The following is a 25,939-nucleotide window of genomic DNA, read 5'->3' on the forward strand; positions in this document are numbered from 1 at the left end:
ACCACCACCGGTTTCGCGGAGCTTCGTTTCCCGCACCGGGAGCCGTTCCCCCCGCGGCGCAGGTTCCCTGCTCCCCCACCCGGCGGGCCCATGGCCGCCTTACCTCCTGCCCTCTGGTTCATTCCTGGCCTCCGTGATCTTCAAGCGATACGCGGGGTCAACAACGGTCGAGGCCGACAGCGATGGCGGCCCGCCGATCACCAGGAAACCGAAAAACGGGCAAATGTCAGTTATGTGAAGAACTCTCCCATTCTGAACGTTGCCCAGGACAAAGCATCCATCCACTCCGGCGGAGGCTGACCTGCGGCCCCGCCGGTCCTGGAGAGGGTGGCCGCGGGTGGGGGGTGTCGATGTTCGGACCCGACTGCACGGATGACTGAAGTCCTCTGCACTCCTCGGCGGCACCGCGGAAAACCTCAGTGGTTGTTCGGAGTCCTGAGCTTTGAGTCCTAAAGGGACGATGGGGCAAAGTGGAACGTTCGGATCACGCTGGGGCTGCGGCGACGCAGAACTCGTCGCCTTCCGGGTCGGCCATCACCACATGGTGACCATCGTCCTCCGCCAAGACGCTTCCGCCCGCCGTCACCAGGCGCACGGATTCTGCCTTGATCCGCGCCCATCGCTCGTCGGGATTGCCGTGTCCCGGCACCCGGATGTCGATGTGGAGCCGGTTCTTGGCGGTCTTGGGCTCGGGGACCTTGAGGATGGAAAGGCGGGGACCGACGCCGTCGGGATCGTAGAGCCATGCGCCGTCGTCCACGGACTCGTCCTCGGGTAGGTCGAACTGGGCCAGCCACTCCTCGCGTGTGGTGAACGGAGCGGGTGGTGGCTCGTCGACATAGCCCAAGGCTGTCTTCCAGAACGCGGCGAGGAGCTGCGCGTCCGCGCAATCAAATGTCAGATCGATTCTGGCTGCCATGGCAGGACCGTACTGCGCACCCACGACAGTCGAGCTCAGTCGTTTCGGCTGCTGATAGCGGCAGTGTTCAGTCGTTCCCCGTAGATCCGGTACGCCTTGCGGTCGGCCGAGGACGCGCTCTCGGTGTTCAGCGCCGCCGCGGCGGCCAGCAGCGCGCGATGGGTCTCGGCCGTCGCGGTGACGTGCAGGCTGAATCCCTGACCACGGCAGACTTCGCGTCCCTGCCGCAGGGCGTGCTGGTCAGCCAGCGCCGGCGACGAGTAGGTCGGCCCCGGGTCAGGCCGCAGCGCCGTGGGCAGGTCCGGCCGCACCGTCAGGGTGGTGTCCAGACCGGTGAGGCGCAGCGGCCGCAACACCGCCCGGTGATCAGCGACCAGCCGCAGCGGCACCTTCCGGCCGGCGCAGCGCTGGTGATGCTCCACCAGGACAGTCAGGCCCTGGCAGCTCAGCAGCCGCACCCCGGACAGCTCGGCCACCACCGGAGCGGGCGCGACCACCACGGACTCGGCCACCCGCAACTGCTCATCCAGCAACGGCGTGGTGCTCACATCGACCTCGCCGACCGCATGCACGACCACCGCATGCCCAGTGACCTCGCGGTCCAGCCGCAGCAATGGCCGCCCCGCAGACCCCACCACCCCGGGGACCCGGTCGACGAACTCCGCCATCACCACACTCCATCCGAAGAACACCCTCGCCTTCGACGGTTACGCATCCGCAACCCCAACACCCAGCACCAGCAACCCGCACCGCCAGCGCATTCACGCTCAGCGGAGCGAGGAGACCACGGCGGCGAACCCGCACCAGACGGCCCCTGCACCCTAGCCACGAGTAATCCGCCAACCGGGGGATCGCCTGGGCCACGATGGTGCGAGGCGGCAGAATGGCGGGGTGAGCAGCGTGACCGAACCCACCGCCCCCAGCCCGCAGCCGGGAGCGCCGATAGTGGCGGTGTCGGTGGAGCATCACGGCCCGGTCGCGGTGCTGACCGCCCGCGGCGAAATCGACCACGTCACCGCACCGCAACTGGCCGAATCGGTCACCCTGGCCCTGGCCCAGCAGCCCAAGATACTGGTGCTCGATCTGACCGGCGTGGTGCTCATGACCTCCGCCGCCCTCACCGTGCTGGTCGCCGCGCAACACCACTGCGGCCGCAACACCCGGCTGCGGATCGTCGCCACCGGCCGTCCCCTGCGGTCCCTGGAAATCACCGGGCTGACCGACGTGTTCACGCTCTACCCCACCCTCGCCGACGCCATCCGCACACCACGCACCCGGCGATAGCCCCGCACGCTCACCCGGCCCGGCGGCGCCCCACAGCACCGACACTCGAACGACCATTTAGGACTCGCCTGAGCGCATCCTCGGCTTGGTAGATCATGGTCTCCGGCACGCCGAGCTGCAGCAGGTTGCGCACCCGGTCGGCGGCATCGCCGAGCTCGTCACCACGATGATCCCGGGCCGTCCGGGTCAACAGGACCACCGCCGCTTGCAGAACCTCCGGCCCGGCCGGATCCATCTGCCCCGGCGGAAGCAGCTCCTCCACCACCTCGGCCAGCACGTTCGCCGAAACCCGATCGAAACTGGCCACGCTGTTCCCCTCGACCATGCTCTCCACCCTGCGCACGGAACCAGCCCCGGAAAAGTACCCGTCCGAGTGTCCTGTCAGATTCACCGGATTTACTGACACACCTTCTGAGACGCTGCGGGGTGAGTGCGCGGCCACGACGCTAAGCCCGCTGCCTCCGGAGAGCGGGCACGCGGTCACGAAGACGAAGTGGCCCGCTGCTGCGCTCCAGGGGAGCGAGCGCAGCAGGACGTTCGGCGGCCAGCGACAAGACGAGGCCGCCCCGGCTCCTTCTGCAGCGGGCGGGTCACGTTCCGCCCGCCGCGAAGGTCCCGTTGGCCAGGGTCTGGGGCTGCGGGAACCGCTCCAGACTCCGCGCTGGGGCCGGTCGACGGGCAGCGCCGTTGGTCCCCGCGACGCTGCCGGAAGCCTCGCACCCCGAGCCGAAAGACCCTGGCCAGCAGCTCACCCGCGCAGCACGCACCAAAGGGGGCAAAAGGCTCATGCCGAGGTCAGTGATCTAGCTACCGTCACCGGTCCCGCGTGCACCGCATCCGTACCGATCCGAGGTAGCGTCTCGGCTGATCAGGTGGGGCTGGGCATCGCTACCTCGACCCGCTGCTCGGGCGGACAGCTCCAGTTGACCGGCTTCCGAGGGCCGCGAAGGCCAATGCTGATCCATCGGGTGCCACTCGCCCCCGGATTCTTCTTGCAGTACTCCGCGAAGGCATTTTTCTGGTTCTCGGCTAGCTTGCCGAGCGCGAGCATGCCCAGATCCATAAAGCCGCTGCCTCGCGCCGTGGGCGTCCCACTCCGTGCGGTGTCTCCGGCCGGGTCCAGGTCGGGCAGGTCGGTGACCGCGCACACCCCCCGCTGGCCCGGGGTCTCGCCGTCACCGAGCACCTCTGCCCACAGGCGCGCTTCCTGCTTGAGCGGGTTGTAGTCGTCGGCGCACAGGTTGAGCTTCGCGTCATCAGGCGCGTCGGGCAGCTCCGTTTCGAGGAGGATCACCACATCGTCCTCCTGCGCGGTGGCCTGCGGCGCGGCCACGGCGGACCCGGTCAGCGAGACCGTCGCGGCAACGGCCACCACAGCACTCCCCACGAGAGGTTGACCAGACATCGTGCTCACTTCCTTCGCTACATCGTTTGTCGGGCCTGCCCCATCGCGTACCCCGCTCTGATCCGGCTTTCCCGCATCCACCACCCACACCCCCGAATCCAGCGACCCCCGAATCCGCCCACGAACCCCAAAAGGACCCCAGGCCACCGCCGAGAGATCCCCCAACCTCATCCGCCACGAGCGATCACACCATCGAGCCGGCGTTCGAGGGCTTCCGCAAATGCCTTGGTCTCGTCATAGGTCTGGCCGGTCTGTAAGCAGTGGTAAACGAGCGGCGCTGGCTGAACAGGTCGATGGCCGTCGTCTGCCGATCCGTGGGACCCCCAATCGAGTGCGCCACGCTCCTCTTAGGACTCAAGGGTGGGGTTCGCGAACAGCCTCTGAGCGGGGAGGCCACCCCCACCACAGTGAAACCCCTGCCGGCCGCGCGGTGTCCGGGGGTTCCTGGGACCGGGGACGGCCTCGCAGAGCGGATGGGGCAGGATTGGTGAGTGTGACGGCACGAACCCGTGACATCGAGAAGGCGGCCGGTGCGCTGCGCGCCGGAGGGCTGGTGGCGCTGCCGACCGAGACCGTCTACGGCCTGGGCGCCAACGCCGCCGACCCCGCCGCCCTCGCGCGGGTCTTCCAGGCCAAGGGGCGCCCGCCCTCTCACCCGTTGATCGTCCACCTCTGCGGCCCGGAGCACCTGGACCTCTGGGTCGAAGACGTGCCTCCGGCGGCGCGGCTGCTGGCCGAACATTTCTGGCCCGGGCCACTCACACTGGTCCTGCGGCGCGGCCGCCGGGTGCCCCGCGAAGCCACCGGCGGCCTGGACACGGTGGCCGTGCGCGTGCCCGACCACCCCGTCGCACTCGCGCTGCTTGCGGCCTTCGACGGTGGTGTCGCGGCCCCGTCGGCCAACCGCTTCGGCTCGGTCAGCCCCACCACCGCCGACCATGTCCGCGCGGAACTCGGCGACGCCGTCGACTTCGTACTGGACGGCGGCCCCTGCGAGGTCGGCGTCGAGTCGACCATCGTCGACACCACGAGCGAGATCCCGAGCATCCTTCGGCCCGGCGGGGTCATCCGCGAGGACCTCGAAACGGTACTGGGGCGCCCGCTCGCGGACGGCTCGACGAGCCGCGTTCGGGTGCCGGGCCAGCATCCCACGCACTACGCGCCGCGGGCGCGGGTCGTCCTCGTCAAGCCCGACAAGGTCGTCGCCGAGGCCGAACTCGCGCAGGAGCACGGTCACCAGGTGGGCGTCCTGGTTCCGCCCGCCCTCGCCGACGCCCCGGTCAAGGCGCACGCCGTAGTCGCCCTCCCCCGCTCGATGGCCGCCTACGCCCGCGGGCTGTACGGGCTCCTGCGCGAACTCGACCAGCGCGGGTGCGACCTCATCGTCACATCCTTGCCGGTGCAGCAGGGGCTGGGACTCGCGATCGCCAACCGGCTCCGCCGCGCCGCCGGACCCCGACCCCCGAACGACACCGCCACCAATGCCATCCGCCGACAGCGCGGAGTGTCTCGGTAACGACCACGATGCACCACAGTGCCAGCTCATCCATGCAGCCGACGTTGGGCATTAGTCAGTGTCCGGAGTGGACAGCACGGATGCTCGAAGTCCTGTGCACGCCCGGTGATCGAGCTCCAGCCGATCCCAGGACCGGTCACACTAGTGCCGCGCGTACTCCGCCGTGCTGTTCGGCCCGGTGCTTGGGGTTTACGCCCAGGGGCAAACCTGCTGGCCGGTAGCTAGATAGGGCTAGAAATCCGGAGTCGCTCGGCGCAGGTCCGGCAGACCAGGTCGTCCTCGTCCCGGTGCAAGTGTTGTGCGCGTAGCCAGGTTTCGACCTCGGTCGGCAGCAGGAACCTTCGCCGCAGGTTGAGCAGACGATGTCGGCGGCCGTTTCGCAGGGTGTGCAGGCGGCGCAGCGGTGCTCGGCGGTCACGGTGCTGGTTGGGGCTGGGGAGGCGCCAGGTGAGGGCGTAGCCGGTCCGGTGCTGCTCGGACTCCTCCTGAAGTTTCGGGCGTGTCCACAGTGCTGGCATGCGAGCCGATTCCCTTTCCCGCGGGGTTCGGCGTGACTGGAGTTTTCGGTTCGGGCTGGGGCGTGGCGGAGGCGTGCGGCCGCGTGGTGTCCACAGTGGATGCTGGTGCTGGTGGCTTCGCGGGCGGCGGGGTCGGCGCCTGGCGCGAATTTCGTTGTCGGTGGCCCGGTCGATTTTTCGGCGTTGAGCAGGTGGAGCGGATGTCGCGATGGCCGAGTCGGTCGCGGGCGGTTTCGATCGGCGCGCCGTCGTTGGCGAGTTCGGTGCCGTGGGTTTGGCGCAGCTGCTGCAGCGAGATGGCCTCGCCCGCGGCGTGGCGGTACTGCGCTACACCAGCGGACTTCGCCGCTGGTGTAGCGCAGTGGCGCGCCGACGGAGTTCTTCTCGCAGCAGAACAGCGCGCCGGTGCGGTAGCCGCGGGGGCCTGGAGGATTACGAGCATTGGCGGCGGTTCGCCGAGAGCAATCCCGAGCGTGGCGGCGGGACGAAACACCAGCAGCTACCGGTGGACAGGCGAGAACGGCTTGGCCGTGCGGAACCCGGTTGTGATGAAGCAGGTCGTGGGCCGAGACGGGCAGGTGCTGTCGGTGCCGGTGGCACGGGCGAAAGACGCCCGGCGCAGCAACGCGCACTGGCTGACACCGCGGACCTGGCGCCGCTTGGTCGACGTCGGAACGCGGCCAGCGCGCCTGCTTGCGGGCCCGGCTGGTTGTGGACAGCCCGGAGACCGACTCGAAGAAGCCACGCAGCACCTTCACGTCGATCGCGGCGACCTCGCCGCGGTGGTGGTTGGCGAGCGGGAACAGCGCTGGAGCCGGAACAGGTCAGCAGCGCCGTGTGCCGGGCAACGCGGGCCGTCGTGTAGTGACTGTTGACACGCCTGCGCGATCATTCATACATTATCTCTAAGTTTGTATGAATGGCGGTTCGGAGTTGGTTCGCGTGAAGCTCGGCAAGAGTGCTGTCGTCCTCGGTGGAAGTGCCGCTGGTCTGTGCGCTGCCGGGGCGTTGTCCCGGTACTTCGACCAGGTGTTCGTGCTGGAGCGGGACGAGCTTCCGGCGGAGGCCGAGCACCGGCGCGGCGTGCCGCAGAGCAAGCATCCGCACTTCCTGCTGAACTCGGGCCGCCGTGCGATCGGGGCGCTGTTCCCCGGTTTCGAGGACGACCTCATCGCGGCGGGCGGGCTGCACCTGATGCCGTCGATGGACGCCGCCTACCTCGACAAGGAGGGCTGGTCGGCGCGCAAACGCAGCGCGATGACGATGATCTACAGCTCGCGGATCCTCATCGAGCGGGTGCTGCGCGACAAGGTGCGGGAACTGTCCAATGTGGTCATCCGCGAGGGCGTCACCGTGCGGGGCCTGGCCACGAGGGGCGGCGGCACTGGCGACGGAACGGTCACGGGGGTCGAGCTGACCACGTCCGCCGGCGATGAGCACGTGGACGCCGACTTCGTCGTGGACGCGATGGGCCGTGGTTCGCCGGTCGCCAAGTGGCTGGTGGCGGCGGGCTGGCCGGAGCCCGAGGTGCGGACCCTCGACGCCAAGGTCACCTACACCTCGCGCTGGTACGAGCTGCCCTCGCCCCCGCGGCGACCGGCGTCCTGGTGGTGGCAGCACCTGGTGATCATGCCGACCCAGGATCGGAGTGAGCACCCCGCGGAGCACGAGTTCCTGGTGAACTTCTTCCCGATCGAGGGGAACCGCGTCATCGCCTGCATGGGCTCGTGGGGCTTGGACATGCCGCGTACGACCGACGATTTCGTCGAGTCGGCCCGCCGGGTGCGGACCCCATTGTTCGCCGCCGCGATGGACCGGTGCACGCCCATCTCGGAGGTGCACCTGACCCGGTCCACCGGCAACAGGTGGCGGCGCTACGACCGCTGGGCGAACCCGCCGAAGGGCCTGGCGTTCATCGGCGACTCGATCTGCGCGTTCAATCCGTTCTACGCCCAAGGCATCAGCTCCGCGTCGGGATCGGCTCTGCTGCTGCGCGAGCACCTGTCCCGCGCCACGAGCCTCGATGCGAGGTTCTGCGCACGGTTCCTCGCGGCGCAGCGCAAGCTCCTCGCGGTGCCGTGGAGCTTGGCGATGGCTCGCGACCAGGGCTACGAATGTGCGGAGGGCACCGAACGGTTGCGCGGGTGGCAGCGCCGCCTCCTCGCGGCCGTGTCCTCCCCCGCGTTCAGCCTCATCGTCGGTGCCGCCCGAGAGGACGACGTCGTCGACGAGCACTTCGCCAAGGTGTTCAACCTGGACGAGTCGCTGGGCGAGATGATGCGGAACCCGCGGGTGATCGCGGGGCTGGTGCGCTACCGGGTCCGCGCCGCACTGGGCCGGCACCGGGTCCCCTTCGGCTTCGACGCCCAGGCCGAGCCACCGGCCACCGACTACTCGGCAGCCGGCACGCCCGCCGCGACCACGGCGTCAGCGGGATGAGCGCCGTCTGCGGGCCCCAGGTGGAGGCCGTCACCCGCCAGCTCGGCTTCGACTGCCACGACGCCGCCCCGGTGGTCTCCGTCCGCGCGCCCTGGGAACTCGCCAACTGGACGATGCCGCTCCTCGAGGTCCTGATCGTCGGCGGCGCCGTCTTCGCGCTCGTGCACGCCGTCCGCCGGTACCGCGCGGGCGATCCGGTCAACCTGGCCCTGTGGTGGGCCTCGCTGGTCTATCTCTTCGTCACCGAACCGCCGCTCTACTTCCCCGAATGGTTCGGTCTCGACCGGCTGTACGGATTCATCTTCGCGCACAACCAGTTCACCGTGCAGTTCATGGCGGACCGGCTGCCGCTCTACATCGTGGCGTTCTACCCGGTGATCAGCCAGCTCGCCTACGAACTCGTGCGGTCGCTCGGGATCTTCTCACGCCGCGGCCCACTGGCCGGGGCCGTCGCCGTCGCCTTCGCCTGCCAGGTCTTCTACGAGGTCTTCGACCACATAGGACCGCAACTGCGGTGGTGGGCCTGGAATCCGGGCAACCACCTCGTCAACCACCCGGCGCTGGCCTCGGTCCCCATGACCAGCATGCTGCTGTTCGCCTCGGTGTCGATGGCGGCCATGACCTACCTCGTGGTGCGCCTCGCGGGCGGCCCGGCAGGGGACGGCCGACCGCGACGCGGATGGCCGCTGGTGCCGCGCATTCTGGTGGCGGGCGTCCTCACCCCGCCGACCATGGCGATCGCCGGCATCCCGGCGAGCCTCTTCGGCGGGGACCATCCCAACACAACCGCGCAAGCCTGGGCACTCGGCGTCGAACTGGCCCTGGTCTGGCTGGCCGGGTCGTGGATCGTCGTGTCACACCTGCGCTCCACCGGTCGCGGAACGGACGAACCACTGCCCGCCTTCAGCCGGTACTACCCCGCGGTCTACCTGGGTGCGATGGCGGTGTTCTGGATCAGCGCGCTGCCGGCCTACTTCGGCGCCCACGATGGCATCACCAGTGGCGGCACCCCCATCGGGAGCGGGCCCTACGCACTCGCCTGCTTCCTCGCCGCCGGGCTGTTGCTGACCGCGCAACACGCGAAACGGTTCGCACGCCCGGCCATCGGTTGAGCGGCGCCTCATCTGGGACGATGGGCGGCATGGGGTACCACGGATGGCAGGGCGACCCTCCCGGCGCCGAAGACGAGGCGCGCCGCCGGATCGTCAAAGCGGCGATAGCGTGCATCGACCGCGCCGGGCTGGCCAAGACCAGCCTCTCCCACGTCGCGGCGGAGGCGGGCGTGACCCGGCAGACCGTCTACCGCTACTTCCCCAGCCTGGCCGAGATCCTGCGCGCCGTCGCCCACGCGGGGGCCGACGAGTTCGCCGAACGGATGCGGCGTCACCTGGCCTCGTTCGACAGCCCGGTCGAAGTCGCCGTCGAATCCGTCGTCTTCGCCATCCGCAGCCTGCCCGACGAGCCCTACCTGGGCCTGCTCCTCCAAGCCGGTGAAGCCGACTACTTCACCGCCGGGACCACCACACCCCCGGCCTTCTCGCTCGGGGCCCGGATCCTGCGCGACGCCGAGGTCGACTGGGCCGCCGCCGGCGTGACCACCGACGCCGAACTCCAGGGACTCGCCGAGATCCTGATGCGACTGTTCATGTCATTCCTGCAATACCCCTCCACACCACCGGCCACCGACGACGAACTGCGCGATCTCGTCCGCCGCTGGATCGGACCAGCGCTGTCACCGAACCGTGCGGAGCACGCGGAAACCGCCACCTCGACCCATGGCGGTCCGACCCGAATTGACGACCGGTAGAACCGATCCAGCTCTCGGCGACCATGCCGATCTCGAAGTCGCGTGCACGGATAAACTGGACATTTTCCGGTACGTGCAGGGGCCTTCGGGACATCTTGGAGTCGCCTGCACTACGGCGCCCCTCGCCCGAACTGGTGTGGGCGACGTCGGGGCGACCGGTTGGTCGAAAGGTGCGCGTGGGAAAGCACTGCCCGTCCGACGAGCACAGTATGCCGGAGCCGAAGATCGGGGTCAGCGTCAGCTTCTGGTGGTAGCCGATCAGCGCCAGGTTCTCCGCGCGCATTCGCGTGTGCTGGCCCGCAAACGGATCCGGGCCAAGGCATGGCGGCTGGGTCCGGCATTGGAACGGGCACGCCAAATCGCCCGCCGGCACGGGTTCTGCGAGCCGACCGGGCATCGGTGGCGGGTACTCGATCAACTCGCCGCCGGAATGGACATGCCGCTGGTGTGCGTGAAGCCGTTGCTGGTCGGCCGGGCCCGGGAAAGTGAGGACTACACACGGGACAAGACCGATGACAAGGATGCGGTGCTGATCGCCCGGCTGGTCAGCGATCTGCGCTGCTCTGTGCCGAAGCGGGTGGAGGAGGCCTGGGCGCGGTTGCGGCACCTGAGTGCCCGGCGGAAACGGCTGATCGCCGAGGCCACCACGGATATCCAGCAACTGCGCGACCTGCTGGAGTGCGTCTGGCCGGCGGTGCTGGCTGGCGGCCAAACCGTTCGAGTCCAACAGCTGGTGCGCCGCGTTGGCCGTGGTGCTCGCCCCCACACGCGCCTCGGCCCCGCCACCGGCGAGTCGGGTTCCACGTCAGCAGTCTCTACGTGCTCGGCCATGCCGGTCCTCCCCTGTTCCCGGTCCGGCTGGCCAGGACATGCTCGCCTTGGCATCCGGAGCCCATAACTCCGCTAGGCCGCCACCGCCGCTATCGACGCTTCGAGCTGCCCGTCTGGTCCCGCTCCGGACGAACTTGGATCAGCACCTCCAGTTTCCGGGCCCAGCAAGCACTGAACAGCTCGTCCCGCCATGCCTGACAGCTCCGCGCCCACGGCCGACAGGCACGCGATGGTGGAGAGGAGACCGACGATGTTGATGCGGACCGACCCGTTCCGGGAGCTGGACCGGCTGACCCAGCAGTTCTTCGGCGCCACCGGCACCACGACACGGCCGGCGGTGATGCCGATGGACGCCTACCGCTCCGGCGACGAGTACGTGGTCCAGTTCGACCTGCCCGGGGTGGCGCCGGACTCGATCGATCTGGACGTCAAGCGCAACGTGCTCACTGTCAAGGCCGAACGCCGCCCGGAGTTCGGCGAGGACGTGGAGGTCAGCGCCGCCGAACGCCCGCGCGGGGTGTTCTCCCGCTAGCTGTTCCTGGGCGACACCCTGGACGCCGACAACATCAACGCCAGCTATGACGCTGGGGTGCTGACCCTGCGGATCCCGGTCGCGGAGAAGGCCAAGCCCCGCAAGATCGCCATCACCGGCGGCACCGACCACAAAGAAATCAACGCCTGACCGGCTTCGGCCGCCGTGGCGGTGGGGACGTCTTCACCTCCACCGCCACGGCGCGAGTGAGAGGGAAGGTGGATACCGTGTCCGCGCTCGAGGAATCGGTGCCGGTGGCCGAGACCCGCCACCTGCTCGATCACGCCCGGGACGCGGTCGCCACCGCGACACCCGGACTCAACGGACTGCACACCGCGGTCGAGGGCACGCACAAGGTCGCGGCCGCCCTGGCCGCGCTGGTCGCCACCGTGATCGACGCCGCCCCGGCCGCGCTGACCGCCCGCGACGGCGACGATGGGCACCTCGCCCGCGAACTGGTCGCCGACCTGCGTGCGACGCACGGCTGCCTGACCACCGCCTGCCTGCTCATCGGCCCCGCCCTGGACGACCTGCGCGGCCTGGCCCGGCCCACCGCCGACGACGCGTCCACAGGCGGCCGGGGCGATCTCTCGTGATCCCGGCCGGGTACGCGCATCCGTGGTCGATGTTCTCCGGCACGAACGTCGACCACGGATTCTCGTACTGGCCTAACTGGCCGCGCTACTGGCCGCTTGGCGCGCCGACATCGACAGCGTCCCGATCCCCGCCCTGGTCGCCCTGGAGATCCTGGCCACCAGCAGCGGCGCCGCGCGGTAGCCCGGCGCCGCCACTGAAACCGACCCCCGCGCCGAACAGAAACCCGACCGGTAACGGTTCGTGAGTTCACGACCACCACGCGCGCGGTTCGCTGTGACCTGTGCTGAAGGCAGCCTGCGGTTCTGCCCGTGGCTCATGCGGGTTTCCATCCCTTGACCTTGACCTAGGTGGTGTCGCCGGTTGGCCGCTCGGGCCCGTGTCAACGGCCGCATCGTCGATGCCGTGCGCGCATCGTGACTGAGAACGGTGTGCTGGCAGGAAAAGACCTGAGGCGCTCTGGACTCGGTGGTGCTGGACATGGATCCGCGCGTCGCTGGATAACCACGAGCCTGGCCAGCCGCCGCCGACTGGCGGTGAGCGTCGTCGATCGGGTGAGCGGCCGCGGCTGGGCATCCGCGAGCTTGGCCGGTCATGGGTCTGGTGCCCACGGGCCGTCCCGGGGGCACCGGCGCAACCATCTCACTGGGGTGTTTCGCGATTCGAAGCGGTGATGCGGGCTTGGATACCGTCGAGGATGGTGTCCAGGCCGAACGCGAGCGCGTGCTCGGGGTCCTGTGCCGCGTTGAACTGCGAGCCGACCGCGTAGCCGACCCGCGCGGACAGGACCAGGGTGTCGTCGACCATCACCTGTTCCAGGGCCGGGAGGACGGCACCCCACCATTCGGCGTCGGACATTCCGGATTCGGCCGCGGTTCGCGAGGCGCTCCGGTGCGTGCGGGCGGTGCTCTCGACGTGGCCGAGCACCAGGGTCAGGGCGGCGTCCATCTCGACGTCGGACAGGCCGATACCGTCGAGTGGTCGTAGTTCGGTTTCGTACTTCCGGCCGATGTTCGGTCCGATGGGCCGCCAGGACGAGCGGATGTCGAACAGCCAGGGATGTCGCTCATAGAGGGCCCAGTTCTGCTCGGCGATGAACTTCATCGCCTCGCGCCAGCCGCCCGCCCGGGTCGCCGCCTCGACGTCGTTGTCGTAGAGCTCGCCATAGACCGAGTCGATCATGAGCGCGGTGAGGTCGTCCTTGCCGGGCACATGTCCGTAGAGGGACATCGCGCCGACCCCGAGACGGTCGGCCACGTTGCGCATGGAGACGGCGTCGAGCCCGTCGGTGTCAGCGATCTCGATGCCGGTGCGGACGATCGCGGACACGGTGAGCCCGGACCGGCCAGGGCTGGGGTGATGGCCCCACAGCAAGTGGATGCTGCGGGCCAGGTCCGGGTCCGACGAGCGGCGAACCACCAAGATCTCCTTCCGGGCGAAGGCGAACCAGCACCTTGCGTCTTCCGTACACCGTACCGTACCGTTTTCGTACGCCGTACCGTACGGCGTACTGCAGTCGAGGAGGAGAGGCTTGTGCCCGCACCCGAGAAGGATCTGGCCATCGCCGCGCGCGAGGTCCGCAAGAAATACCCCGCCACAGGCAAGGAACAGCCACCCGCACTGGACGGATTCGAGCTCGGGGTCCCTCGAGGGACCGTGCACGGCCTGCTCGGCCCCAACGGCGCCGGCAAGACGACCGCTGTGCGGATCATGGCCACGTTGCTCGAGTTCGACCATGGAACGGTACGGGTCGCCGGGCACGACGTGGTCCGGGAAGGGCGGCAGGTGCGGCGGCGGATCGGGCTGGTCGGCCAGTACGCGGCCGTGGACGAAGAGCTCTCCGGTCGGCAGAACTTGGTGATGTTCGCCCGGCTGAGCCGGCTCGCTCCCCCGGCGGCCCGGCGAAGGGCCGAGGAGTTGCTGGAGCGGTTCGACCTGGCCGAGACCGGGTCCAAGCGGGTCAGCGCCTACTCCGGCGGAATGCGCCGGCGGCTTGATCTAGCCGCCGGCCTGATCGTGGCGCCCGAGATCCTGTTCGTCGACGAACCCACTGCGGGGCTGGATCCCGCCGGGCGCCGGGAGGTCTGGAAGGCCATCCGCGGCCTGGTGCAGGGCGGCACCACGGTCCTGCTCACCACGCAGTATCTGGAAGAGGCCGACCAACTCGCCGACCACATCTCGATGCTGGCCCGAGGCCGGGTGGTCGCCGGCGGGACACCCGGCGAGCTCAAGGCGCGTGTCGGGAACGACTGGCTCGAGCTGGTCCCCCGCGCCGAAGCGGACATCCCGCGGATCGGCGCGATCGCGGCGCCCTGGGCGGTCGGCGGCGACATCCACATCGCGCAAGGGCGAGTGCGCGTTCCGGTCGTCGACCGCACCCATGCCCTGCTCGGTGTCGCGGCCGCGCTCCGCGACGACGGCATCGTCCTGGACGACCTGCTTATCCGTAGCCCCACGCTGGACGAGGTGTTCATCCACCTCACCGGCACCACGGCCACCGGCCACGCCCACACGGGCGAGTCCGACCTCCCAACCGACCAGTCGCAAGGAGTGCCCGCATGACAACCTTCACCACAGTCGCCGATCGGCCGGCGGACCGGCTCCGCTGGGCGCTCGCGGACACCTGGACGATCGCCCGCCGCGACCTGCAGCACTGGCGCAACCGCCCCGGGGTGATGGTCTTCGGCTGGCTGTTCCCCGTGTTGATGATGGCGCTGTTCATCGCCCTGCTCGGCGGTGCCATCAGCACAGCCGTCGGCGGGTCCTACATCGACTACATCATGCCCGGCGCGTTGACCATGGCCATGTTCTTCGGATTGGAGGCGACCATGGCGGCGGTCTCGGCCGATGCGTCCAAGGGCGTCACCGACCGATTCCGATCGCTGCCGATGAGCGGATTCGCGGTGGTCGCCGGACGCTGCACCGCCGACATGCTCAACTCCCTGATCACCCTTGCCGTGACCGTAGCCGCCGGAATGCTGTTGGGATGGCGCCCGGACGCGTCCGCGCCAGCGCTCATCACCGCCTTCGCGCTCCTGCTCCTGCTGCGGTTCGCGCTGCTGTGGGTCGGACTCTTCAGCGGATTGAAGATCAGGAACCAGGAAGCCGCCACCGCCGTGCAGCTCGCGCTGTGGCCGCTGCTGTTCCTGTCCAGTGTGTTCATCGACACCGCCACCATGCCCCGATGGCTCGGCACGATCGCCCAAGCCAACCCCCTCTCAGCCACCGCAACGGCGATCCGCGACCTCTTCGGAAATCCCAGCGCCAGCAGCTCCTGGTTCACCGAGAACGCCACCCTGCTGGCCATCACGGCGCCGGCGCTGCTCACGATCATCTTCCTGCCACTGTCCGCCTCCACCTACCGACATCTCCGCCGGTGAACCACCCCGTTGCATCGGCCAGCCCATGACTACCGACCAGCAGCGAGAAAGCGCCTACACGACGCGACGTCCCCGCACCGCCGTACTGCGAGCTCATCCTCCAAGCACCCGCACCGGTCGCTGCCAGGACGCTCGGCTACACCCACCAGCGACCGCGCGAGTCTCGGCCGAGCCGGCAGCCCTGGAGTCGGTATTTCGCCGGCGGCGACCACACCCGATCAACAGAACCCATCGGGAGCTTCCTCCTCGTCCACCGGACGCCCCACGCGGGCGGACAGCAGGTCGGTGACCGCGTCGGTGGCAACACCGCGGCGGGCAGCCGTTGGGATCGAGGTGGCTCGCCACTTCCAGCAGCGGTGCGGCCAGACTCGCGGGGTGGAGCAGTTTGCCGGCGACGCCCTTGTCGTCGATGCGGGGATACCTGACCAGTTCGCCGATGGTGAATGCCATGGTTCACCCCCGACCAGCTATTCTGTTGTGCCTGCTACGAACCAGACGCCCCATCCGTCATATGAGCCCAGCGCCTCAAGCGTGCGCATAATCCCGCATGACCACCCTTTAAGGCACCGCTTAACATCCCTTCTACGCATCAACAGAATGGTTATGGTGAGAGCTGCTGACGCCACCGCTGGTGGCCCAAGAATGAAGGAGTAGCCGCTGATGATTCGATGCGCAAAGATACTGGCGAGGGCTGCGGCTGTCGCGGCGATGACCGTAGGCGGAGCGGCCATATGCGCGACCACTGCATCGGCAGCCGATTCGCCTGCTCTTACTGCCGCACAGGGCGCGCCCAAGACCAACGTCGATGTGCAAAACCACACGGCATGTGTCAACTATATTCGCAGTCACGGCTACCCCACTGGCCCCCTCACTGACAGGGCTTGCGAAGAGGGCGCCATCGGACACCATTCGACATGTGTCTCGATATTCGTCAACCAGGGAAATGTCACGCCAGCGATTGCGCGGCGCGCGTGCACTCTAGCCGCACAATAATTGATTGTGGCGCTGGCCGTGTCCGGAAGCCGCAAGCGTCAGCACTGCGGCAACGATCTTGGATTTCATGGAGGTCTCCCCTCTTGGCACGTGGCCGGTGGATCGACCACCTGCCCCAGGCTGGACGCCCGGCTTGGAAAGACCTTGCTCGCGCGTCCAGCCTGCTGAGCCGTGTTGTGTGACGTACCGGAATCCGTTACGCCGCTGCGGCGGCGCGAGGATCGCCAAGCGAGTCGGCAGGGGTGCTCCATGAGGGCGGTATCGGCTGGTTGCACCGCAGTGCGGTGATAGCGGCGACAGACTGGGTACCGTGGTCGACGAGCCGGGCGTTCGTAACGAGGCCAGCGGTGAGTTGGACGGTCCGCTGGTGCAGGCAGGGTCCATCCGGCACGTCTCACTGGCAGGCTCGCCACGCGCGTTGACCGCCTTTGGCCCGCAAGCCTCTGTCAGTGACGACTCGTCGGATGCGGCGTCCGGCGGTCAGTCCGAGGCGGGAGTGATCGCTGCGGAGACCTGGGCGAGTAACTGGTCGATGTGTTCGGTCCAATGCGTGCTGAGGACCAGATCGCGGGCCGGGTCGACCCATAGTAGGTGTCGGCCGCCGTTGCCCCGGGCGCAGCGCCCGGTCGTGGGCGCGGTCGGCCACGGTATGCGGTCGTCGTTGAGCCACCACAGGTAGCCGTACTCGGGCTTGACCTCACACGGCGACCATGACCTGGTGATCCACTCGGTGCTGATCACCTGACGTTGCCCCCAGCGGCCGCCGTCGAGATACAACTGGCCGATGAGTGCGAGGTCGGCGGCCGAGATGAACAGTCCGCCGCCCCAGTGCGCGCCTCCACTGACCACCGGGATCGACGCGCCGTTGATCTCGACGAAGGAATTGTCGTAGCCGTGCCAGGACCAGGATCGGGAGGCCCCGATCGGCGTCATGACCTCCTCACGCAGGACCTCCTCGAGCGAACGTCCGAACAGCACGGTGAGCGCGTAAGTCAGCACGTTCACGCGGACATCGTTGTAGGCCCAGCCCTGCCCGGGTGGTGTGCCGTGCACCTCGGTGCCCTCGCGGAAGCTCTGGACGTCGACAGACGTGGGTTTCGTCCACAGCGTGCCCTCCCACTGGCTGGTCTGCTGCAGCAGGTGCTCCCAGGTGATCTCGCGGGCATCGCCGGTGGCGAACTCGGATAGGCCGAGCACGTCGTATACACGCTGCCGCGGAATCAGCAGCCCGGTGTCATAGGCGATGCCGGCCACGACGGAGATCACGCTTTTCGTCGCGCTGAAGGCCATTTCCGGTGCCGACGTATCGCCCCAGCGGGCCACCTCACACCCGCCGAACCGCACAACGCCGCTGCCTCCGGTCGCGGCCAGCAGCGGTCCGAGGACGCCCCGATCGCTGGCGTCAGCGACCTGCGAAGCCAGATAGCTGACCATGTCCCGAGCGGACTCGTTCCATTCCCGGGTATCGCGATCGATCACGGCGAGCAGTTGTTTCTGATCAAGCCTGGCGCCGTTACCACTGGCGACGAACGCGCCTTCTGCCATCGTCTACCTCCCGATCGCCAATTAACTGACACCACACCGGATCACCGTGTACCGGACATCCCCACCTGCCGCAATGGCCGCGACTTCGACTGGGACAAGATCACCCAGCAGAACGACCAGAGGTCAACTACGCCACCGCGTTGTGATCAGCGATGAGGTCGTTGCCGTGGTCGGTGAACAGGGCGTCAACCTCTGGGCCGAACGGTGGCCCCGGACGGGTCGAAGCGGTCGAGAGGGCTTCGTTGGTCGACAGCGTCACGCACTCAGAGGCTCGCACTCAAGGGTTCTGAGCGCCCCCCAGAGCGTTCTGCCAGCATGCGTGGGCTTGCGCGTAGTGGCTGCGCGTGGTGTGGGCGTGCCCGAGATCTTCCAAGACGTGGGCTTCTTCCCTGGTGTCGTTGATGTTGCGTAGTAGGGCCAGTGCTTGCTGGCTTCCCGTTGTCGGAGGTACAGATCGACGTCGGCCGCGAAAAGTGGTCCCGGAGCTTCGATAACTAGGTGCTTGCCGATCTCCCGCGAGGTCGTCGGCTGCGGCCCGCTGGGGGCGCCGGGTTCGAACGCGTTCCAGGGAAAGCGGAACCGCGCGAGATGTGTCACGTCCCGCCCTAGGTCAACGCCAGGGAACCAGCCCATTCTGGCCCATCCTCGAAACGCCATGCGCTTCTCTCGTGCACCAGCGCGGCTGCGGAGCCGTCGAGCCCGAATTTGAAACCCGGCTGGTCGTAGCGGGGATCCGGTCCGTGCACGCTGATCTTGATGTCGAAGTCGATGTCGCGGGGTTTGATGTAAAAGGACGTGCGGGACGCCCAGATGCGGTAGCCGAAGCTCGCTACCCGGGTGTTTCTGTTGAACGCGACGAAGCACATCGCGTTGTCCCTGGCACGGCTCATGTCCTGCAGTCGCCCGGCCTGGCTCCGGCGCTACACACTCACTGCCCGGCCTGATCGGCGGACTGCCCGGCGACCCCAGCGGCCTGCTGCATCACCACAAGATCTTGGGCACGTCGGAGAACGAAGTGGACCGCATCCTGCGCGGCGAGTGACCGCGCGCTGCGGGTGTCGGCGGCGTCGGTGGTGGTGGGGTGTCGCTGGGTTGGTGGAACCTGGGCGGGGTGCGGCGGTGTAGTCAGGGGGTGAGGACAGGTCACCGGGTTGGGCCGGAGGTTGGGACGGACGACGCGGTCGTGATTGGGCGTGCCGTGGCTGGGGATCTCGATGCGTTCGGGATGCTGGTCGGGCGGTATCAGGCTGCGGCGTACCGGGTGGCGGTGCTGCTGGGCGCGGGCGGTGATGCCGAGGACGTGGTGCAGGATGCATTCGTCAAGGCACTGAGGGGCTTGCGCGGATTTCGGGCGGGGCAGCCGTTTCGGCCGTGGTTGCTGCGGATCGTGGCGAACGAGACGAGGAATCTGCACAGGTCCCGGAGACGGCGGCAGGGCCTGGAGCAACGGGTTGTCGCGATGTTCCCCGAAGGCGTGGATGCTGGGGCCGGGGACCCGCATCTGGCAGTGGTGCGGAAGGAGCTCGATCGGCGGCTGTGGGCGGTGCTGCAGGGACTGCCGGACAAGGATCGCCTGGTGTTGTCGTGCCGGTATCTGCTGGATTTGTCCGAGGGCGAGACCGCGCGGGTCCTGGGGTGGGCGCGGGGTTCGGTGAAGTCGCGCACGTCGCGGGCGCTGGCTCGGTTGCGGGCGGTTCTGGGGCCGGATCTGGAAGAAGGTGGCTGGCAATGACCCGCCGTGATGATCATGTCGTGGAGGAGGCGCTGCGGGCGTTGGGCCGGCGGTTCGCCGAGCTGGACGCCCCGCCCGGTCTCGCGGCGGCGGTGCGCCGCCGCGTGGAGGCCGAGCAGGTGCGGCCGGGCCGCCGGTTGCGCGTCACCAGGCCTGTGGCGTTGATCGCCGCCGCGGCGGCGATCATGGTGGTGGCGCTGGGTGGGGTGCTGGTCCTCGGGCGGTCGGTCTTGCAGCCGGATGCGGGGTACGGCGCCTCGGCGTTGCCGCAGCAACGTGCCGTGACGCTGGAGCAAGCCCGCGCGATGGTGCCGATCGCGTCTCGGGTTCCGCCGGAATGGGGTCCACCGGATCGGGTCGTGGTGGGTGATGGCGACCGGCCAGGAGTGATGGTGCTGTCCTACACGGTCGGTGGCCGCCAGGTCGTGCTGGAAGAGTCCGTGCCCGGTGCTCTGCAGATCGGACTGCACGGCGAGACCCGGGTAGTGGGCAACCATCTGGCCACCTGGTTGCCGGGTGTGCATGAGGAGCGCTACCTCGATGCGACGGGCGCGTTCTACACACGAAAGTTCCAGGCCAGCAGGCTGGTGTGGATCGCCGATGGGATCACGTTCGCGTTGCAGGCCGATGTGGGTTTCGACGAGCTGGCCGCCCTGGCCCGCCAGGTTTCGGGGTGAGCCGTGGCCGCTGCGGTGTCCGGTGCGCGGGGGTGTGGAACCGTTGTAGCGGTGGCGGTGTATCAGGGGCGGAACCGCTCGAAAGCGGGGTTCCGGGCAGTTGGTCGGCTTTCGGCTGGGTGGGGTGATGGGGGTGCTACCCAGCCGAAAGCCCGCACCACGACGGGGCACAGGATGATCACAGCGTTGCGGGCATGGACGCCGGGGGGTCGGCACCGCCAGGGTGTTGCTGGGCGTCCGGAACGCCGCTTGGGACCTGACAATGACCGCGGGCCCGGCTATCGCCACGCGCCGTGGGGAAGGCATGGGCGCGGTCGCGGCACGATGGTCGCCGCCGTGTTCTTGGTCTTGGCGGGATTGATCTCCGGCTGCCAGCACAAGAACCAGCTCGACGGGTTGACGCTCACCGTCGCGCAGCACTCTTCGACGGACAACATGGCGTATTTCGATGTCCGGAGGATGGCTGACGTCTGGGCGAGCGGTTTGCCTACCAGTCGGCCAATCTTGATCACCACTAAGGATTTCACCGACAATGTCACCCGGCTCCGCGCGGGTGCGGTCGACGTCGCACTCGCCACCGCTGATATCGCCACTGAGGCCGCCGAATCAAAACAACCGGGGCAACGCAACCTCCGGGCGCTGACCTGGATGCACAGTTACTACGTGGAACTGACCGCCTTGGAATACTCCCCGGCACGGACGCTGACCGACTTGCTCGGGCGCCAGGTCACGGTCAACGTGGCGAACCCCGAACTCGAACTGCTCGCGTCACGGTTGCTAGAGGCCGCCGGCATCGATGCGGAGCGGAAACATCTCACCATGGGAGACGGTATGAGGGCCTTGACCACGGCGAGCATCGATGCCCGCTTCTTCGGGAGCACGGACCCCGACGGCCTGTTCGGCCAGAGGCCGGGCGGGCTGCGATCTCTCGATCTGAGCGGAGTGCTGCCGGCCCTCCGCGCCCGGTACCCGGCCTACACGCGGGCCGCGAGCTCCGGTTCCTTCGTGATGGTTCCCGTGCTCCTCCTGGTCACTGACGCGATGCCCGACAGCGTGGCCGAGGCACTCACCCGCACCCTGCTCGAATCACGCAACCTCGACAACGTCATGAATCAAGGCAACACCCGCCCCGGTCTAGCCCGCGACACCATGCCAATCCCCCTACACCCCGGCGCGCAAAAGTACTACCGATCAATCAACTGACCACACAGCCGCAGAGGCTCCTCGATCGCGGGGGTATGGAACCGTTATGGCGGTGGCGGTGTATCACGGGCGGAACCGCTCGAAGCGGGATTCCGGTCAGTTGGCGGGCTTTCGACTGGGTGGGGTGATGGGGGGTGTCACCCAGCCGAAAGCCCGCACCACGACGGAGCACAGGATGATCACGGCATCGCGAGCACGACACGGACACAGGCACCGCACGATGGCCGCCGCAGTGCTCCTGGCCATCACGGGGACGATCTCCAGCTGCCAGCACCACAACAACAAAAACGAACTCGACGAATTCACACTCACAATCGCTCAACACGGGCAGACAGACAGCGAGGCCCCTGTCTCCATGCAGGCGCTGGCCAACAACTGGATAGCCCATCTGCCGCCCGCCAACCCCACAGTGATCGCCACCAAGGATTTCACCGACAATGTCACCCGGCTCCGCTCGGGTGGGATCGACATCGCGCTCGCCACCGCCGATATCGCCACCGAGGCCGCCGCATCCGGACAGCCGGGCGGGCGCAACCTCCGGGCACTGACCTGGATGCATACCGACTACGTCAGACTCACGGTCCGGGAAAAATCCCCGGTACGAACACCGGCCGACTTGCGCGGGCAGCGGGTCACGATCAATGTCGCGGGCTCCGAACACGAGATGCTCGCGACACGACTACTGGACACCGCCAGCATCGACGCGGCACGCGAACACCTCCCCTCGCTCGAGGGCCGGATGGCCCTGCTCGACAATCGCTTCGATGCCAGCTTCCTCGGAAATCGGGATAACGACTGGAACCAGCCCGGACTCCGCCATCTCGATCTGAGCGACGTAATGCCGCCCCTCCGCGCCCGGTACCCGGCCTACGCACGGGCCTCCAGCACCACCTCCGCCGTAATGGTTCCCGTCCTCCTCCTGACCACCGACGCCATGCCCGACAACGTGGCCGAAGCCCTCACCCGCACCCTGCTCGAACCATCCGTCAACCTCGTTGGTTTCGTGAACCACAACAGCATCCGACCCGACCTAGCCCGCGACACCATGCCCATCCCACTACACCCCGGCGCGCAAAAGTACTACCGATCACTCAACTGACCACTAATCGCAACGGCTCCTCGGCCGCAGGAACGTCGTTCGGTTGGCACAGTCCAGCAACACGACCGCGGATCTGGTCACCAGCCACATCGTTCGCGACGGCGCTGTACGAGGGCATCCGCAAAGATGTCGCGCAGCAGGTCGGCGCCGGTCCTGGCCACCTCCTCGCGCTCCTCACGGTCGAGTTCCCGGACGTCGGGATGCCCGACGGCGGCCATCCCGATCAGTTTCTCGGTTTGCTCGTCGATGCCGGGGAGGAACGCGTTCATCACCTCTCGCACGAAGGTCATCGCGTGCAGGGCGGGCGCAAGCACGCCGACGCGCGTGCTGTCCTGGTCACCGTAGGGGCCTCGGGCCAGCTCGGCGCGCTGCTCGGCGAGTTCGGTGGTGAGGTGGTCCAGCCGCGCCAGGACGTGAAGACGAAGGGTCACCGGTGATGTCGGTCATCACGGGTCCTTCCGATTCGAGCCGATCAGGTCGCTGATCAGCGTCTCCCGCGCCCCCGACAAACCCGGGCTTCGAACCGCACGATCACCGGATCGGGGTTCACCCAGGCAGTGGCGCATTTCCGGGAACTGACCGACGTTCCTTGGCGTGGGCGAGGCGGGTGGCGATCTTGCCGCACTGGCCGACCAGCTCCGGGCTGCCGCAGGCGATCAGCACCGCATCCGGTGAATCCTGAGAGGACACTCGGACGGGTGCTTTTCCGGGGCTGGTTCCGTGCGCAGGGTGGAGACCATGGTCAAGGGAAACAACGTGGCCAGTTTCGATCGGGTTTCGGCGAACGCGTTGGCCGAGGTGGTGGAGGAACTGTTTCCGCCGGGGCAGATGGATCCGGCCGGGCCGGAAGTTCTGCAAGCGGCGGTAGTCCTGTTGACCCGGACGGCCCGGGATCATCGTGGTGACGAGCTCGGCGATGCCGCCGACCGGGTGCGCAACCTGCTGCAGCTCGGCGTGCCGGAGACCGCGGTCTGCCAAGCCAAGGACGCGCTCAGGCGTGCCGCCGGACGGTGCACCTAGGCTGACGTTCGAGTCTCTGCGGCGCGGGCCTAGTCCGGGGGTCGGCGGCGTCCACCGCGGCGATTGGCGCACGGAGCAAATTCGCCAACCTGCGGAAGTGGTGATCACGCAGCCCAGCTCCCGCGCCCCGCAACATCCTGCGAAGCCGTTCCGATTCACCCAGGGTTGGGGTGGGGCGGGGGGCTGCCGTGGTCTTTCTGCTCGTGCGGGCCGTCGTGGCGGGGGTGGCGCAACGCGTCCCGCAGTTCCCCGGTGGTCAGGTAGTGGGCGCGGGGGATGCCGGCCTGGCGGGCCAGGGCGAGCAGGCTGGTCCGGTCCTCCGGGAGCGATTGTCCGGTCATACCCCGGCTCACTCGGCGCTGCCGGGACGTTGTTCGACCAGCCGCCACCCTGTGCCGGCACATCCGTCCGGTAGCGGGGGCAGCACGTGCCCGGCCACGTTGGTGCTGAACCGGTGCCAGCACCCGGCGTCGCATTCGTAGAACCCGCTGGCCGGGGCCTTCTGCCCCGGCTTCCACATCGTGTCGCTGCTCTTACTCATGCCCGGGGACTACCCCGGTGACCGGTCCACACACCCGACCGCACCCACACGGGTGGCACTGACCAGCACAAACCACTGCCGTCTGTCCACACTGGTCAAGATCAGATCTTCTTGGTGCCGGTGGCAGGGACGGCGAGTATGTGAGCGTGCTGGGGTTCCCCGTGCCGCTCGCGCTGGCCCAACCGGCGCGACAGGTCCCGGACGGGCCGCAGTGGCGCCACGAACCGAAGTTCGACTTCTGTGCACGGTTACGGCCTGTTGGTTCCTTGACATCTACGACCCGCACTCCTGGGAAAGGGACCGTGTCTTGCCCCGGTCGCCTGGCCGAGTGGGTGTTGTGCCTCGTTCGTGTTGTGACCGGCGGCCATCGGTTCAACCTTCGTTCTCGTTGGGCAGTCTCTGGTGACCAGGCGTCTGCTCGGGGAGTTGGAGGCCACGGTCGAAACAGGTCGCGGAGGGCATCGCGTGATGAGGATCGGGGATAGGCGCCGGTTGCGGAGTGATCCGCTGGAGTACGTCGAGGACCTCCGTCGGCGCAGCGCGACGAAGGTGATCCGGTTGCCCGGGGGTGGCTGGTGCCTGGGCGACCCGGCGCTGGCGCGGGTGCTGTTGCGTGGCCAGGAGTTCAACGAGGGCAGGTCGGGGTTCTTCGGCGACCTGCTGCCGACGCGGGCGGTCCAGGTCGAGGTTGGCCACGCGGTGCGCGATGTCCTGCGGGCCCGCCTGCCGGACTACCGCGCAGCGCTGGCCCCGGCGGTGGGCGGGCTGCCGCCGGTCACCCGCTGGCCCGCGGCCGGGAATCGGCTGGTGTACCGCTGCTTGGCAGACCTGCTGCTGCATCCCGGTACACCGGCCCGAACGCGGCGGTGGGCGGACCGCGCCGCGGACGCGGGCGTTGTGTTCCGCGCATCGCGCATGTGGCAGCGAGCGCGGGCCGAGGTGCCGCGCGCGAGGCTGATCGCGGCCCTGACCGAACAGGTGCAGCAGCGCCGCCGGCAACACCGCGCCGACGAACCGCGTGACGTGCTGGACGCCGTGCTGGACGCGTGCCCGGACCACCTGGCCGACCGGACAGTGGCCACGGTGCACCTGATGATGTTCCGAGCCATCACGGCGCCCGTGGCCGCCTCGCTGGCATGGTCGGTGCTGCTGGCCTGCCTGCACCACACCACCGATTCCCCCTGGCCGTGGCCCACTGACCAGATCGTGCGGGAAGCGTTGCGGCATCGGCCGATACCCTGGATGCTCCGCCGCACCATCCCCTGCCCCACCACCTTCGCGGGAACCTCCTTGCGCCCCGGCGACCGTGTCTCGGTCAGCCCTCACCTGCTGCACCACGACCGGCACCGCTGGACCGACCCCGACACATACCGGCCCGAACGCTGGGCGGAATCCGACGGGCACGGCCCCTACCTCCCGTTCGGCGCGGGCCCCTTCGCCTGCCCTGGCGCCTCGGTGGCGCAAACGATGGTCACCGAGACGCTGACCGCGCTGGCCGAGGGAGCGCACCTGACGGTCACCAGAGGCGACACGCGTGCGGCCATGTCCGAGGGCATCGTCCCCCGGCCTTTCATCCTTCACCGCACGCGGACGGAATAAGCACCACGACAGCGGGAGGAGGTGAACGACCATGGCCGCGATGCTGCGACGCGTCTTCAACACCAAGCCGGAACGCCGGTGGTACTGGTACTAGGAAGACGGATTTCCCGACCCTCGGCCCGGTGACCCGAACAGTCGCTCGACATCTTCCAGTCACCGGGCCGGTGGGTACCGAGAGCTCCGAATACCCGCACCTATGCCGATTACCGCACAGCGTCCGGACGCCGCTGGCAGGACCGCCAACCAGTTATTGATTCGTAAGGCAAATATGGCGTGTCAGTCTGCGGCGTAGCGGGTTTCGTCCT

At 68.3% G+C, this 25,939-nt stretch carries 26 protein-coding genes and 1 pseudogene; 16 read left to right on the forward strand and 11 right to left on the reverse strand.

Going from position 1 to position 25,939, the window contains the following annotated elements:
- Positions 1-484: 484 nt before the first annotated feature.
- Positions 485-919, reverse strand: coding sequence for a VOC family protein (locus FXO23_RS48180; RefSeq protein ID WP_158895522.1), 435 nt, complete (start codon positions 917-919; stop codon positions 485-487).
- Between the two features lie 35 nt (positions 920-954).
- Positions 955-1,587, reverse strand: a complete 633-nt coding sequence (locus tag FXO23_RS48185; protein WP_158895524.1) for an anti-sigma factor antagonist — start codon at positions 1,585-1,587, stop codon at positions 955-957.
- A 232-nt stretch (positions 1,588-1,819) separates the two neighbouring features.
- On the opposite strand from FXO23_RS48185, the gene FXO23_RS48190 reads away from it, so the two are divergent.
- Positions 1,820-2,203, forward strand: a complete 384-nt coding sequence (locus FXO23_RS48190; protein ID WP_158895526.1) for an STAS domain-containing protein — start codon at positions 1,820-1,822, stop codon at positions 2,201-2,203.
- 10 nt (positions 2,204-2,213) lie between these two features.
- Here the strand turns inward: FXO23_RS48190 and FXO23_RS48195 are convergent, their stop codons facing one another.
- A complete protein-coding gene (locus FXO23_RS48195) occupies positions 2,214-2,528 on the reverse strand; it encodes a hypothetical protein (protein WP_158895528.1) in 315 nt (104 codons plus the stop codon).
- Between the two features lie 543 nt (positions 2,529-3,071).
- Complete coding sequence (locus tag FXO23_RS48200; protein WP_158895530.1) at positions 3,072-3,575, reverse strand: hypothetical protein; 504 nt, start codon at positions 3,573-3,575, stop codon at positions 3,072-3,074.
- Between the two features lie 526 nt (positions 3,576-4,101).
- Between FXO23_RS48200 and FXO23_RS48205 the strand changes: the two genes are divergently transcribed.
- From FXO23_RS48205 to FXO23_RS48235, 7 genes and pseudogenes are all read left to right on the forward strand, one after another.
- A complete protein-coding gene (locus FXO23_RS48205; RefSeq protein ID WP_158895533.1) occupies positions 4,102-5,124 on the forward strand; it encodes an L-threonylcarbamoyladenylate synthase in 1,023 nt (340 codons plus the stop codon).
- Between the two features lie 1,460 nt (positions 5,125-6,584).
- Positions 6,585-8,081, forward strand: coding sequence for an NAD(P)/FAD-dependent oxidoreductase (locus FXO23_RS48210; protein ID WP_158895535.1), 1,497 nt, complete (start codon positions 6,585-6,587; stop codon positions 8,079-8,081).
- The gene (locus tag FXO23_RS48215) at positions 8,078-9,193 is read left to right on the forward strand and encodes a hypothetical protein (RefSeq protein WP_158895537.1); all 1,116 of its coding nucleotides are present in this window, start codon (positions 8,078-8,080) and stop codon (positions 9,191-9,193) included. Before FXO23_RS48210 ends, FXO23_RS48215 begins: the two co-directional genes overlap by 4 nt.
- Positions 9,194-9,222: 29 nt before the next feature.
- Positions 9,223-9,888, forward strand: a complete 666-nt coding sequence (locus FXO23_RS48220; RefSeq protein WP_218952413.1) for a TetR/AcrR family transcriptional regulator — start codon at positions 9,223-9,225, stop codon at positions 9,886-9,888.
- Positions 9,857-10,786: an IS110 family transposase gene (locus tag FXO23_RS48225; protein WP_218952414.1), complete on the forward strand. Its 930-nt coding sequence runs from the start codon at positions 9,857-9,859 to the stop codon at positions 10,784-10,786. The genes FXO23_RS48220 and FXO23_RS48225 overlap by 32 nt, the downstream gene beginning before the upstream one ends.
- Before the next feature lie 183 nt (positions 10,787-10,969).
- Positions 10,970-11,401: pseudogene (locus tag FXO23_RS48230) on the forward strand (Hsp20/alpha crystallin family protein).
- 77 nt (positions 11,402-11,478) lie between these two features.
- Positions 11,479-11,847, forward strand: coding sequence for a hypothetical protein (locus tag FXO23_RS48235; RefSeq protein ID WP_158895541.1), 369 nt, complete (start codon positions 11,479-11,481; stop codon positions 11,845-11,847).
- Positions 11,848-12,487: 640 nt separating this feature from the next.
- Here the strand turns inward: FXO23_RS48235 and FXO23_RS48240 are convergent.
- Positions 12,488-13,264, reverse strand: a complete 777-nt coding sequence (locus FXO23_RS48240; protein WP_246258555.1) for a TetR/AcrR family transcriptional regulator — start codon at positions 13,262-13,264, stop codon at positions 12,488-12,490.
- 114 nt (positions 13,265-13,378) lie between these two features.
- On the opposite strand from FXO23_RS48240, the gene FXO23_RS48245 reads away from it, so the two are divergent.
- Positions 13,379-14,407 (forward strand): ATP-binding cassette domain-containing protein, encoded by a 1,029-nt coding sequence (locus FXO23_RS48245; RefSeq protein ID WP_246258557.1) that lies wholly within the window; start codon positions 13,379-13,381, stop codon positions 14,405-14,407.
- The gene (locus FXO23_RS48250) at positions 14,404-15,225 is read left to right on the forward strand and encodes an ABC transporter permease (protein WP_158895548.1); all 822 of its coding nucleotides are present in this window, start codon (positions 14,404-14,406) and stop codon (positions 15,223-15,225) included. The genes FXO23_RS48245 and FXO23_RS48250 overlap by 4 nt, the downstream gene beginning before the upstream one ends.
- Positions 15,226-16,698: 1,473 nt before the next feature.
- Here FXO23_RS48250 and FXO23_RS48255 read toward each other — a convergent pair.
- The 3 genes from FXO23_RS48255 to FXO23_RS48260 form a co-directional block, all read right to left on the reverse strand.
- A complete protein-coding gene (locus FXO23_RS48255) occupies positions 16,699-17,763 on the reverse strand; it encodes a serine hydrolase domain-containing protein (protein ID WP_246258559.1) in 1,065 nt (354 codons plus the stop codon).
- Between the two features lie 127 nt (positions 17,764-17,890).
- Positions 17,891-18,022 carry a hypothetical protein gene (locus tag FXO23_RS52440; RefSeq protein ID WP_281356746.1) on the reverse strand — a complete coding sequence of 44 codons (132 nt, stop codon included), beginning with the start codon at positions 18,020-18,022 and terminating at the stop codon, positions 17,891-17,893.
- Between the two features lie 346 nt (positions 18,023-18,368).
- Positions 18,369-18,653, reverse strand: coding sequence for a hypothetical protein (locus tag FXO23_RS48260; protein ID WP_158895550.1), 285 nt, complete (start codon positions 18,651-18,653; stop codon positions 18,369-18,371).
- A gap of 308 nt (positions 18,654-18,961) precedes the next feature.
- On the opposite strand from FXO23_RS48260, the gene FXO23_RS48265 reads away from it, so the two are divergent.
- From FXO23_RS48265 to FXO23_RS48280, 4 genes are all read left to right on the forward strand, one after another.
- Positions 18,962-19,495: an RNA polymerase sigma factor gene (locus tag FXO23_RS48265; protein ID WP_218952415.1), complete on the forward strand. Its 534-nt coding sequence runs from the start codon at positions 18,962-18,964 to the stop codon at positions 19,493-19,495.
- Positions 19,492-20,172 carry a hypothetical protein gene (locus FXO23_RS48270; RefSeq protein WP_158895552.1) on the forward strand — a complete coding sequence of 227 codons (681 nt, stop codon included), beginning with the start codon at positions 19,492-19,494 and terminating at the stop codon, positions 20,170-20,172. Before FXO23_RS48265 ends, FXO23_RS48270 begins: the two co-directional genes overlap by 4 nt.
- Before the next feature lie 324 nt (positions 20,173-20,496).
- Positions 20,497-21,375: a TAXI family TRAP transporter solute-binding subunit gene (locus FXO23_RS48275; RefSeq protein ID WP_158895554.1), complete on the forward strand. Its 879-nt coding sequence runs from the start codon at positions 20,497-20,499 to the stop codon at positions 21,373-21,375.
- A gap of 46 nt (positions 21,376-21,421) precedes the next feature.
- Positions 21,422-22,474 carry a TAXI family TRAP transporter solute-binding subunit gene (locus tag FXO23_RS48280; RefSeq protein WP_158895556.1) on the forward strand — a complete coding sequence of 351 codons (1,053 nt, stop codon included), beginning with the start codon at positions 21,422-21,424 and terminating at the stop codon, positions 22,472-22,474.
- 77 nt (positions 22,475-22,551) lie between these two features.
- Here FXO23_RS48280 and FXO23_RS48285 read toward each other — a convergent pair whose 3' ends face one another.
- Positions 22,552-22,905: a hypothetical protein gene (locus tag FXO23_RS48285; protein WP_158895558.1), complete on the reverse strand. Its 354-nt coding sequence runs from the start codon at positions 22,903-22,905 to the stop codon at positions 22,552-22,554.
- 307 nt (positions 22,906-23,212) lie between these two features.
- Between FXO23_RS48285 and FXO23_RS48290 the strand changes: the two genes are divergently transcribed.
- Entirely contained in the window at positions 23,213-23,494 is a 282-nt protein-coding gene (locus FXO23_RS48290; protein WP_158895560.1) for a hypothetical protein, read from the forward strand.
- A 155-nt stretch (positions 23,495-23,649) separates the two neighbouring features.
- Here the strand turns inward: FXO23_RS48290 and FXO23_RS48295 are convergent, their stop codons facing one another.
- Together FXO23_RS48295 and FXO23_RS48300 are read right to left on the reverse strand one after the other, a co-directional pair.
- On the reverse strand, positions 23,650-23,835 hold the full coding sequence (locus FXO23_RS48295) for a hypothetical protein (protein WP_158895562.1): 186 nt from the start codon (positions 23,833-23,835) through the stop codon (positions 23,650-23,652).
- A gap of 8 nt (positions 23,836-23,843) precedes the next feature.
- On the reverse strand, positions 23,844-24,035 hold the full coding sequence (locus FXO23_RS48300; RefSeq protein WP_158895564.1) for a hypothetical protein: 192 nt from the start codon (positions 24,033-24,035) through the stop codon (positions 23,844-23,846).
- A gap of 468 nt (positions 24,036-24,503) precedes the next feature.
- On the opposite strand from FXO23_RS48300, the gene FXO23_RS48305 reads away from it, so the two are divergent.
- Positions 24,504-25,634, forward strand: a complete 1,131-nt coding sequence (locus FXO23_RS48305; protein WP_158895566.1) for a cytochrome P450 — start codon at positions 24,504-24,506, stop codon at positions 25,632-25,634.
- Positions 25,635-25,939: the final 305 nt, after the last annotated feature.

Source organism: Amycolatopsis anabasis (assembly GCF_009765355.1).
Lineage (GTDB): Bacteria > Actinomycetota > Actinomycetes > Mycobacteriales > Pseudonocardiaceae > Amycolatopsis > Amycolatopsis anabasis.

Excerpts from the sequence above, each read along its gene's own strand:
- FXO23_RS48290 (WP_158895560.1), top strand. The coding sequence starts at position 23,213 with ATGGTCAAGGGAAACAACGTGGCCAGTTTCGATCGGGTTTCGGCGAAC.
- FXO23_RS48225 (WP_218952414.1), top strand. The coding sequence starts at position 9,857 with ATGGCGGTCCGACCCGAATTGACGACCGGTAGAACCGATCCAGCTCTC.
- FXO23_RS48295 (WP_158895562.1), bottom strand. The coding sequence starts at position 23,835 with ATGACCGGACAATCGCTCCCGGAGGACCGGACCAGCCTGCTCGCCCTG.
- FXO23_RS48305 (WP_158895566.1), top strand. The coding sequence starts at position 24,504 with ATGAGGATCGGGGATAGGCGCCGGTTGCGGAGTGATCCGCTGGAGTAC.
- FXO23_RS48260 (WP_158895550.1), bottom strand. The coding sequence starts at position 18,653 with ATGAGCCGTGCCAGGGACAACGCGATGTGCTTCGTCGCGTTCAACAGA.
- FXO23_RS48270 (WP_158895552.1), top strand. The coding sequence starts at position 19,492 with ATGACCCGCCGTGATGATCATGTCGTGGAGGAGGCGCTGCGGGCGTTG.
- FXO23_RS48250 (WP_158895548.1), top strand. The coding sequence starts at position 14,404 with ATGACAACCTTCACCACAGTCGCCGATCGGCCGGCGGACCGGCTCCGC.
- FXO23_RS48215 (WP_158895537.1), top strand. The coding sequence starts at position 8,078 with ATGAGCGCCGTCTGCGGGCCCCAGGTGGAGGCCGTCACCCGCCAGCTC.
- FXO23_RS48220 (WP_218952413.1), top strand. The coding sequence starts at position 9,223 with ATGGGGTACCACGGATGGCAGGGCGACCCTCCCGGCGCCGAAGACGAG.
- FXO23_RS48280 (WP_158895556.1), top strand. The coding sequence starts at position 21,422 with ATGGCGGTGGCGGTGTATCACGGGCGGAACCGCTCGAAGCGGGATTCC.
- FXO23_RS48275 (WP_158895554.1), top strand. The coding sequence starts at position 20,497 with ATGGTCGCCGCCGTGTTCTTGGTCTTGGCGGGATTGATCTCCGGCTGC.
- FXO23_RS48180 (WP_158895522.1), bottom strand. The coding sequence starts at position 919 with ATGGCAGCCAGAATCGATCTGACATTTGATTGCGCGGACGCGCAGCTC.
- FXO23_RS48195 (WP_158895528.1), bottom strand. The coding sequence starts at position 2,528 with ATGGTCGAGGGGAACAGCGTGGCCAGTTTCGATCGGGTTTCGGCGAAC.
- FXO23_RS48255 (WP_246258559.1), bottom strand. The coding sequence starts at position 17,763 with ATGGCAGAAGGCGCGTTCGTCGCCAGTGGTAACGGCGCCAGGCTTGAT.
- FXO23_RS48300 (WP_158895564.1), bottom strand. The coding sequence starts at position 24,035 with ATGAGTAAGAGCAGCGACACGATGTGGAAGCCGGGGCAGAAGGCCCCG.
- FXO23_RS48185 (WP_158895524.1), bottom strand. The coding sequence starts at position 1,587 with ATGGCGGAGTTCGTCGACCGGGTCCCCGGGGTGGTGGGGTCTGCGGGG.